5 protein-coding genes are annotated in these 11,174 nt (G+C 41.4%); all 5 read left to right on the top strand.

Going from position 1 to position 11,174, the window contains the following annotated elements:
* Positions 1-181: 181 nt before the first annotated feature.
* The 5 genes from QUA70_RS22945 (at position 182) to QUA70_RS22925 (ending at position 10,944) form a co-directional block, all read left to right on the top strand.
* The gene (locus QUA70_RS22945) at positions 182-1,879 is read left to right on the top strand and encodes an aromatic amino acid ammonia-lyase (RefSeq protein WP_333410689.1); all 1,698 of its coding nucleotides are present in this window, start codon (positions 182-184) and stop codon (positions 1,877-1,879) included.
* Between the two features lie 225 nt (positions 1,880-2,104).
* On the top strand, positions 2,105-2,443 hold the full coding sequence (locus QUA70_RS22940) for a hypothetical protein (RefSeq protein ID WP_333350127.1): 339 nt from the start codon (positions 2,105-2,107) through the stop codon (positions 2,441-2,443).
* Positions 2,444-2,445: 2 nt separating this feature from the next.
* A complete protein-coding gene (locus tag QUA70_RS22935; RefSeq protein WP_333350125.1) occupies positions 2,446-4,008 on the top strand; it encodes a long-chain fatty acid--CoA ligase in 1,563 nt (520 codons plus the stop codon).
* Positions 4,009-4,102: 94 nt separating this feature from the next.
* Positions 4,103-5,260 (top strand): 3-oxoacyl-[acyl-carrier-protein] synthase III C-terminal domain-containing protein, encoded by a 1,158-nt coding sequence (locus tag QUA70_RS22930; RefSeq protein WP_333410687.1) that lies wholly within the window; start codon positions 4,103-4,105, stop codon positions 5,258-5,260.
* 236 nt (positions 5,261-5,496) lie between these two features.
* Positions 5,497-10,944, top strand: coding sequence for an AAA family ATPase (locus tag QUA70_RS22925; protein ID WP_333350122.1), 5,448 nt, complete (start codon positions 5,497-5,499; stop codon positions 10,942-10,944).
* The last annotated feature ends 230 nt before the right edge of the window (positions 10,945-11,174 follow it).

Here is an 11,174-nt window from a genome sequence, read left to right as displayed (position 1 = left end):
AAGCCCTTCAAGTGGACTTATAAGGGTAAAGTATTAGCGGTTTAGTGGGTATTCTATTTTCGCCGAGCTGTACTAGTCATATTTCTCTGTCATTTAATTCAAAGTAACATCCCGGTTTCGAGTGTGCTGTGACTAGAGTCACATTTGAGTGGCATCTATCTATAAATTTAGGATCTAAGAAGTGTCAAGAAACTTAACAGAGCCGATTTCTCTACAATTACCCAAATGGCCGGAGCCTAATTTGAGTAACGTAACTGTGGGGAACCGACGGCTGAGTGTAGAAGAAGTGGCCAGGGTTGCCCGTTGTGGAACCAGAGTTCGGTTAAATGATGAAAGCGATGTTGCGGAACGAGTACAAGCATCCTGCGACTACATTGCGAATGCTGTCGAGTCGGGAAAGCCGATTTACGGAGTCACAACTGGCTTTGGTGGGATGGCCAATACAGCGATCGCACCGGAAGAAGCCGCGAGTTTACAAAACAATTTGATTTGGTTTCTCAAAGCTGGTGCCGGGCCAAGGCTGCCCACAGCTTGCGTCCGCGCCGCCATGCTCTTGCGAATTAACTCCCACCTCCAGGGCGCTTCAGGAATTCGGCTGGAGTTAATTGAGCGGACGATCGCATTTCTAAACGCAGGAGTCACGCCTCACGTGTGTGAATTGGGTTCCATCGGCGCTTCCGGCGATTTAGTTCCCCTAGCGCACATCACAGGTGCATTAATAGGTCTAGATGACAGTTTCACTGTTGATTTTAAGGGCAGAGAAATGTCAGCAATTCAAGCGTTAGAAATATTAGGTTTACCAAGAATTGATCTGCTTCCCAAAGAAGGGTTAGCAATGGTTAATGGTACGTCTGTAATGACCGGCATTGCTGCCAACTGCGTCCGGGATTCGCAAGTAATACTTGCCTTGGCAATGGGTACTCATGCCTTGACAATCCAAGGATTAGGCGGGACAAATCAATCGTTCCACCCCTTCATTCACAAGCTCAAGCCTCATTTTGGTCAGGTGTGGGCAGCTTCCAAAATGGTCGAACTCCTCGCAGGTTCCTGCTTGAATCGAGATGAGTTAGATGGTTCCCACGAGTCTCGCGGCGCTCATCCGATACAAGACCGTTATTCGCTGCGTTGTTTGCCTCAGTACATGGGGCCGATTGTGGATGGAATCGCAGAAATTGCCCAACAGATTGAAGTTGAAATTAACTCTGTTACTGACAACCCCTTAATCGATACTGAGAATCAAGCTAGTTATCACGGCGGCAATTTCTTAGGGCAATATATTGGCGTTGGGATGGATCGGTTGCGCTATCTTTTAGGTCTGCTGGCTAAGCATTTAGATGTGCAAATTGCGCTGTTAGCTGCACCTGAATTTAATAATGGTTTGTCACCTTCTCTGGTTGGCAACACCAGCCGTAAGGTCAACATGGGATTAAAAGGTCTGCAAATAGCTGGAAATTCCATTATGCCACTATTGAGTTTTTACGGAAATTCAATTGCTGACCGCTTTCCCACTCACGCCGAACAATTCAATCAGAATATCAATAGCCAAGGATTCGCTTCAGCTAATTTAGCTCGTCGCTCAATTGAGTTATTCCAGCAATATATGGCAATTTCCCTAATGTTTGCCGTCCAAGCCGTTGATTTGCGAACCCATCAAGTAGCCGGTCACTATGACGCGCGGGAGTGTTTGTCCCCACTTAGCTTACCGCTATATGAGGCTGTGCGCGAAGTTGTGGGACAGCACCCGAATGTTGATAAATCTTACATCTGGAACGACAACGAGCAATCTTTAGATATACACATTGCCATGATTGCTGCTGACATTGCACAGGAAGGACGAATTGTGCAAGCTGTGAACCGGATTTTATCAAGTTTGAAGTAGGAAGAGGAAAGGGAAGGAGTTTTGAAAAAAACTCACATTATTTCATCCCCTTTTTTCCTCGGATGGCCTGTGTAAAACAGGTCATTTGTAGCTAAGAATAGCCTGCCTAATGGCGTAAAAAATAAGTTAAATTTTTAACTTATTAAGAGCTGCTTGTCCCTTACACAAACAGTCCCAAATTTTTGGCTGCAAAAGATTGTTGAACATTACTAGAAAGGCACAACAATGGTTACTCACAATATTTCAGCTAACATCTCGGAAACTGCTTTTCAGCTAGATATTTCCCCAAGTAAAAAAGCAGAGAAATTGTCAAATCAGCAACACTTTTTGGCGGATGCTGTTCGCCAATGTGTCAAAGTATATCAACTTGAACCGAGGGATTGGCAACAATTTTCTCAGACAATTCATCCGAGTTTCGTGGGGGATATTTCCTCAGAAAAAAAAGAGCAATCGAAAGCTTTACGTCGTGGTTTCCGATTTGTCTTAACGACGGTGCACCAGTGCATCCAAATCTTGAACACGAAACCTATGGTTTGGCGGCAATTTTACGGAGAACTAAGATAGGGATGAACATTGCAGAGCATATCGAGAGAGGGTGTAGATTTTTCCCTCAGAAAACTGCCTTAATTTTTGAAGGTAAATCTTTTACTTACAAGCAGCTAAATCAATTAGCAAACTGCGCTGCAAATGGTTTGCAAGGATTGGGGATTAAACGGGGAGATTGCGTTGCTCTCTTCCTGCCTAATATTCCCGAATTTGTCATCTCTTATCTGGGCATCTTAAAGATTGGGGCTGTCGCAGTTTCTATCAATGCAATGCTCAAAAGCGATGAAGTTCGGTTTATTCTCAATGACTGTGCTGCTAAGATAGTAATTGCCACAGAATCATTGCGAAGGCAAGTGCCTGATGATGATTTAGCTTACCTTCAATACATTCTGATTGCAGAAGATGGAGTTATTAAACCGCCTAGTGGGGTTGGTAGCCATTCTTCTCATGTTTCTGGGAGCGAGCTGAGTTTAAGCTGTAAAGAAATCAGTTTGTTACAACTGATAGCAAACGCTTCTGCTGAAGCTAAAGCTATTGAAATGGAACCTACAGAACCCGCCGCAATTATTTATACATCGGGGACGACGGGTTTTCCTAAAGGTGCAGTGCTTTCTCATGGGAATGTGACTTCAAATATGCACTCTGTCAAGCATTGCTGTGGTATGAGGGCTGAGGATCGGTTACTTTTGTATTTACCCTTGTTCCACTGTTTCGGTCAGAATTTTATTCTGAATGCGGGATTGAATGCTTGTGCGACTATCATTTTGCAGCGCAGGTTTTATCCGGCCGAAGTGTTGCAAGTAACGGCGGCGGAGCAGATTACCATGTTTTTTGGAGTGCCGACAGCCTTTGCCAAGCTGTTAGAAATGTCGCCTGATGAATGCAACTTTAACTCAGTGCGCTATTATTTTAGCGCTGCTGCCAGAATGCCCTTGGAAGTTGTAGATCAGTGGCAAGAACAGTATGGTCGGGTGATCCATGAAGGGTACGGTTTGACGGAAACTTCGCCTTTTTCTTGTTACAACCATTACTTGAAATATAAGCCTGGTTCGATTGGGATGCCAATTGATAATGTGGAAATGAAGGTGGTGGATAGTGAGGGTTCAGAAGTTGATGTCGGGGAAGTTGGCGAGATTATTATTCGCGGGCCTAATGTGATGTCGAGCTATTGGAACCGTCCCGCTGAAACGGCCCAAGTTATGTCAAATGGTTGGTTTCATACTGGAGATTTGGGCCGCATGGATGAAGAAGGCTATTTCTTCATTGTTGACCGCTTGAAGGACATGATTAATGTTTCTGGATTTAAGGTTTATCCGAGTGAATTGGAGCGGGTAATTTCTCAACATCCAGCGGTGGCGGAAGTGGCTATTTGTGGCATTCCTGACAAGGTTAAAGGTGAGAGCATTTTGGCGAATATTGTTCTTAATAACGGGCAAGTTGTCGCGCCAGAGGATGTGATTTCTTTCTGTTCTAAGCAGATAGCGGCTTATAAGGTTCCTCACCTTGTCCGGTTTGTTGATTCGCTTCCGAAAAATGCGACGGGTAAGGTTTTGAGGCGGGTTTTGCGCGAGGCGCATAGTTAAGTTGCTCATTGTTAAGAGATAATTCTTAGCTAATGAGCATAAAATTTGCTCGCTCTAGGAGTTAGACCCTAGAGCTGGCAATGTCCAAAATTTCATGTTGTTTATTTCTGTTCAAGTGAGTTTTGTCAAAATGAATCAAGCTGTAGGAATTCGCGCAATTGCAGTTAATTTTCCTGAGCAGGTACGTACTAATGATTACTGGAAAAATAATCATCCAGAATTCTTAGCTGGACTTGAACAAAAAAATCAAAAAGTGCGGTTGTTTGATAATGATGCTCAAGAAAATGCTAATTGGGTACAGGCAGTAAAACCTTATCGGGAAGATATATTCAGGGGAGCCTTAGAAAGAAGAGTTTTGGCTGAAGGCGAAACTTCTATTTCTATTGAATGTGGAGCAATTGAAAAAGTTTTGCAAGCCAATAAAGTAGAAATCAACGATGTTGGTTTGCTGATTTCTTGCGCGATGTTTCCAGAAGAATTAGTGATTGGGAATGCTACTCACATAGCACAAAAGTTAGGCTTTCGAGGTGTCGCTTGGAATTTAAATGCTACCTGTGGAGGAGCTCTTTTAGCCTTGGAAAATGCTGTTGCGTTAATCAGAGACAAAAGATTTAAAAGGGTATTAGTCTCCTTATCCTGCAATTATTCCAAGCACATAGAGTATACCAATTCTTTCTCATTCACGCTTGGAGATGGAGCAGCCGCTTTTATTGTTGAGAAACTAGAAGAAGGACAAGGTTTACTCCATTCCTATTCAACAAACACTCATGATACCTGCGGAGTAATTTATCCCAGGTTTACGGTAGATCAGATGGGAAATCCAAGAGTGTTAATTACTTTGAATAAAAATTTAGTGAAATACGCGACTTCTTTATTCATTAAATATTTCCAGCAATGCTGCCAAAAAATCTTGTTTGAATCTGGAATTGCAGTGGAGGATATAGACTACTTCATTTTTTACCCACCAGCAGCAGGTTATGTCGATTTTTGTGCTTTAGAACTGAATGTACCTAAAGATAAAATCATCGACATTTTTCCCAAGTATGGCAACATTTCCGTAGTGTCGGCTATGGCTGCTTTACATCATGCAGCCGCCGTGAAAAAAATCAGAAAAGACGATTTAGTGATGATTTATTCTCACGGTTTTTCTGGCAGCTCCGCCGCCAGTATTATCCGATGGGGCGATGTGGCTCTAGGGCCTGCTCCGACCCCCTCAGAAAATTTAATAGCCACACTTGTAGGCGCACGCTAAGGAAATAGGGAACTGCGGCAGTCTGGTTGTCTTCCGATAAAGCTTCGACTTTTTATCTAATAACTAGATTTTTGTCAAAACTTAAGATTTAATTAATTAAATCTTAAGTTTTTGTTTTATATCGAAAATAATTTTCGATACAAAGGTAAAATGTTAAAAACTGATAACATGATATATCAACTCAGGGTTCATCAGTATCATGCTCTTTCACTACTGTACTCCTTTAAAGATATATAATGAGAACCCCTCTACCTGGATACCAACTGATTGCCCCGCTCCACGAAGGTACAAAAACCGTTATTTATCAAGGTCGCTACGAATTAGAACACACTGCTGTCATCATTAAAACCCTCAAAGCCGAGTATCCCACCCTAGAAGAAATCGCCCGAATCAGACACGAATATCAAATCCTCCACTCTTTAAACATCCCAGGCATTATCAAGCCCATCGAATTAAAACCTTATGAACACGGACTTGCCCTAATCTTAGAAGATTTTGGCGGACAACCCCTCAAACAATATATTACCGCCCAAAAAACTTCCTTAATAAACTTTCTTCAAATCGCCAGTCAACTCGCGCAAATTCTCGGCGAACTGCATCAAAATCAAATTATCCACAAAGACATTAAACCCCAAAATATCCTCATAAAACCCGAAACTAGAGAAATAAAACTCATCGACTTTAGCATCTCCACCCGCCTCGAAAAAGAAATTCCTACCATCAGTAACCCCAACTACATCGAAGGCACACTCGCCTATATGTCTCCCGAACAAACCGGGAGAATGAACCGCTCAATAGACTATCGCACCGACTTTTACTCCCTGGGTATTACCTTCTATGAAATGCTGACGGGTCAACTACCATTTAATTCTAACGACCCAATGGAATTGGTGCATTCTCACATCGCAAAACAACCCGCGCCGCTAAATCAGCTAAATCCAGAAATTCCCCAGGCCGTAGTTGATATCGTAATGAAATTATTAGCAAAAACTGCTGAAGAGAGATATCAAAGCACTCGCGGACTTTTAGCCGATTTAGAAGAAAGTCTCAAACAACTAGAAAAATCAGGAGAAATTAAAGATTTCATAGCCGGAAAAGTAGATCGATTCGGTCAATTTCTTATTCCTCAAAAACTATATGGACGAGAAACAGAAGTTGCAACCCTAATGGCAGCCTTTGAACGAGTTGCAGTTGGCTCAACAGAAATGATGCTCGTCAGCGGTTATTCAGGCATTGGAAAAACCTGCGTTGTGCAAGAAATTCATAAACCAATAGTCCGCCAGCGCGGTTATTTTATCGCCGGTAAATTTGACCAATTTAAAAAGAACATTCCCTACGCCGGCTTAATTCAAGCTTTTCAAGAATTAATCCGACAACTGTTAACAGAAAACGCAGATAATATAGGAATTTGGAAAGAGCAACTTGTACAAGCTTTGGGACAAAATGGACGGGTAATTATCGACGTAATTCCCGAAGTAGAACTGATTATGGGCGAACAGCCAGAAGTTCCCCAGCTAGGTCCAACAGAATCTCAAAATCGCTTCAACCGAGTTTATAAACAATTTATTCATGTATTCACTAAACCAGAACATCCGCTTGTTCTATTCCTAGATGATTTGCAGTGGGCTGATTCAGCCTCTCTGAAGTTGCTGCAACTCTTGATCACAGACACGGATAGCGAATATCTATTACTAATTGGAGCTTATCGAGATAACGAAGTTAGCCCCACTCATCCCACAATTCAAACCATTGAAGAGATTGAAAAAACAGGTGCGGTTGTAAATAACATCGTCCTCCAGGCTTTAGATATTAGCAACGTCCGTCAATTAGTCGCCGATACTCTTCAGGGAGATAACAATTCAATAAAATTAGCCGACTTACTTTTCAATAAAACTCAGGGGAATCCTTTCTTCCTAACACAACTTTTCAAGACTCTGCACTGTGAACAACTGTTAAACTTTGAATTTATCAAAAGTTGCTGGAAATGGGACATTAAGCAGATTCAAACCCTGGGAATTGCTGATTATAACGTTGTCGAACTGGTAGCCAGAAATATTCAAAAACTGCCAGAATCTACGCAACAAATCTTACAATTAGCCGCTTGTGTCGGCAACCGCTTTAACTTAGATGTCTGCGCGATTGTTAATAAAAAATCACCGCTAGAAACAGCCGATGATTTGTGGTCAGCACTTCAAGCAGGTCTAATTTTACCCCTAAGTAACGACTACAAAATTCCTCTGGCTTTTCAGTCAGAAGAACAAGGAACGCTACTTTTTGAACAATCCAAAGTTAGCTATAGATTTTTACATGACAGGGTGCAACAAGCAGCCTATTCAATGATTCCTGAAAATCAGAAAAAAGCCACCCACTTGAAAATTGGTAAGTTATTGTTGCAGCAATACGCAGACAACGCCCTGGAAGAGAATATATTTGATATTGTTAATCAGTTGAATATTGGGTTGGAATTCATCACGCAAGAGTCAGAAAAAAATGAACTTGCCAATTTTAATTTGATAGCTGGACGAAAAGCAAAAGCAGCGACAGCTTATGAAGCCGCTGTCAGATATTTGAATGTAGGTTTAGAACTGCTGCCAGAATCTAGCTGGCAAATTCACTATGAATTGATGCGAGATATCCATTTAGAAACATTGGAAGTAGAATACCTTAATATTAATTTTAAACAGGCACAAAAGCTATCTGATATTGTTCTTTTACAAACAAAAACTGTCCTTGAAAAGATCAAGGTATATGAATTAAAAATTCCATTTTATTTATCCCAAAATCAGCCTCAAAAAGCTTTAGACACAGCACTGCAACTGCTAAAAAAATTAGGAATTTCTTTGCCTAAACATCCAAACAAGCTCAGTATAATGCTTGGATTATTTCGTACCAAATTTATAGTAGGGAGAAAACAAATTCGAGATTTAGCAAACTTGCCAGAGATGACTAACCCCGATCATTTGGCAACTATAAGGATTTTGATGAATATTATTCCGGCAGCATTTGCTGCTAGTCCCGCTCTTTTTCCACTTGTTGTCTTTAAAATTGTCTATCTTTCTGTCAAATATGGGAATACAGCTTTATCTGCTCAGGGTTATTGTATGTATGGTATGTTGCTTTGTGGAGTGCTGGGAGATATCGATTCTGGATATCAATTTGGACAACTTGCTTTAACTTTATTGGAGCAGTTTAATGCTAGAGAAATAAAAGCTAAGGTTTACCATTCATTTAACCATTTTATTCGAGAGTGTAAAGAGCCAATAAAAAATACAATAACTCCTCTAAGTGAAGCTTTTAACAGTGGAGTGGAAACGGGAGATTTAGAATATGCAGGTTATGGAGCTTTATATCAATCTATTAATCTTTTTTGGAGTGGCGAGCACCTAGAATCTGTTGCTAATGTTCAGCAACGATATCTAAAAGCACTTGAAAATTACAAGCAAGAATTTACGGTCGATCTTTTGGCTATCTGGCATCAATTTGTCTTGAACATAAAAAATGAATCTCCTAATACTACACTTATAGGAGAAAGCTTTGATGATTCACAAAGATTATCTATTTTAAAAGAAGCTAATAATAATACGGCAGTTGCTTATTTTTATTTAGCTAAACTTATGCTATTTTATTTATTTAAACATTTTTACCAAGGTCTTGAAATAGCTATATTACTAGAAAAATACAAGCAAAACTTGAGTGGTGCTATGCTGCCAAGTACATGCAACTTCTACTATTCCCTAGCCCTCCTCGCTCACTACCCAGTCACCACCAAAACCGAACAAAAAGAATACCTCAAGAAAGTCGCCACCCATCAAAAACAAATGAAAACCTGGGCGCACCACGCCCCAATGAACTTCCAACATAAATACGAACTCGTAGAAGCAGAAAAAGCGCGAGTATTAGGACAAAACGAGACAGCAATAACCTACTACGAACGAGCCATCAACGGAGCCAAAGAACAAGGATTCATCCAAGAAGAAGCCCTCGCTAACGAACGTGCTGCCGAATTTTATCTAGCCCTCGGTAGAGAAAAAGTCGCCAAAACCTACATGACCGAAGCCTATTACTGCTACATTCGCTGGGGAGCCATCGCCAAAGTCAGAGACTTAGAAGAAACATATCCCCATCTCATCTCCCGCACGCAGCAGTCTGAAACTATCAGCCTCGACCCCACTAGCACAACCACCTCAAACTGGACGACAACCTCTACTTGCAGCCATTCAACAGCACTTGACCTCGGTACAATTATGAAAGCAGCACAGGCGTTATCGGGGGAAATTGTTCTCAGCGAACTGCTAGGTAAATTAATGACCATTCTCATAGAAAATGCCGGAGCTACTCGTGGTTCATTGCTCACAAAACCCCCTTTTTCATCTAACCAAAGCGAGAATCAGTGGGTGATTTCAGCCACCGGAATCGTGGAAGGTAACGACCTCACCGTATTGACCACTCCTCAACAACCTGAAGAGGAAAATATTTCCGTTCCTCTCCTAAAAAATGCAGTTCCAGCCGCAATTATTAACTACGTTGCTCGCACTAAAGAAACAGTCGTTTTAAACGATGCCAGCCACGAAGGAATTTTTAAAAAAGACCCCTATATCCAACAAAATCAGCCCAAATCAATCTTGTGTAGACCCCTGCTCAATCAAGGTCAACTTACAGGGATTATCTATCTCGAAAATAACTTGACCACCGTTGCATTTACCGCTGACAGACTCACAGTCTTACAAATGCTATCGGGACAAGCTGCCATCGCTATTACTAATGCCAAACTCTACGCAGAAGTCAATCACCTCAACCAAAATTTAGAACAAGCCAACCAACAACTTGCAGCATATTCGGAAACCCTAGAACAAAAAGTTGAAGAACGAACCGCAGAATTAAAAATAGCTCAAAAACAAATAGTAGCCTCAGAAAAACTCGCCTCCCTCGGAGCCCTCACCGCAGGTGTTGCCCACGAAATCCGCAACCCCCTCAACTTCGTCACTTCTCTTGCTACACTCTCAGAAGACTTAACATCTGAAATCGCAGAAGAAATAGACCGCCAATCCCAAAACTTAGACTCCGAATCTCTGGAATTAATTAACGAAAACCTCACTTATCTTAAGCGCAATGTATCAGAAATTAACGAACAAGGACAACGTGCCAACAGCATTATTCAAAGTATGCTAATGCACGCTCGCAGCGAGGGCAGCAGCCGCCAAAAAACCGACATCAACGCCCTCGTCGCTCAATCCCTACAATTAGCTTACCACAGCATCCGTGCTAAAGATAAAACCTTCAACCTTACCATTGAAACCGACTATGACAAATCAATTGAAGAACTAGATGTCGCTTTTTCTGACCTCAGCCGCGCTTTAATTAATATCATTGATAATGCTTGCTATGCCTCTTATATTAAACAATCTAAAATGACCGCCGATTTCAATCCCACAGTTTCTGTTACCACTAAAAATCTAGGCACTGCAATAGAAATTCGCATTCATGATAATGGCATCGGCATTCCTAAAGAAAATCAACAAAAAATATTCCTCCCTTTCTTCACTACCAAGCCTCCCGGACAGGGAACAGGTTTAGGTTTATCCATCACTCACGATATCATTGTTGGACAACATCGAGGCAATTTGGAAGTGCAAACCGAAACCGGAAATTACACCGAATTCATCATTACTTTGCCCAAAAGTTAAATAGCTTTGGCGCACGTTCGAGGCGTTAAAACACTACATCAGTAACTTTACTCGCAGGTTGAAAGTGCTTCTACACAAACCCACCTGCACGGCTTAAAATTATACAGTGAATCTTAAGTAGATCCACTTAATTAAACGTAAAACACGGATGACTAAAAAGCTGATTGCATAAGTCTTCTTCCTTCTTCCTGACTACATTCTCATTAAGGGATTTAATCTTTTACAAAATT

The sequence above is a fragment of the Microcoleus sp. LAD1_D5 genome, assembly GCF_036702115.1.
Lineage (GTDB): Bacteria > Cyanobacteriota > Cyanobacteriia > Cyanobacteriales > Microcoleaceae > Microcoleus.
The sequence above is the reverse complement of the archived record's forward strand: the minus strand, read 5'-3'. Positions and strand labels throughout refer to the sequence as shown.

Coding starts and splice junctions, on each gene's coding strand:
- QUA70_RS22940 (WP_333350127.1), top strand. CDS start 2,105: ATGGTTACTCACAATATTTCAGCTAACATCTCGGAAACTGCTTTTCAG.
- QUA70_RS22935 (WP_333350125.1), top strand. CDS start 2,446: ATGAACATTGCAGAGCATATCGAGAGAGGGTGTAGATTTTTCCCTCAG.
- QUA70_RS22930 (WP_333410687.1), top strand. CDS start 4,103: ATGTTGTTTATTTCTGTTCAAGTGAGTTTTGTCAAAATGAATCAAGCT.
- QUA70_RS22925 (WP_333350122.1), top strand. CDS start 5,497: ATGAGAACCCCTCTACCTGGATACCAACTGATTGCCCCGCTCCACGAA.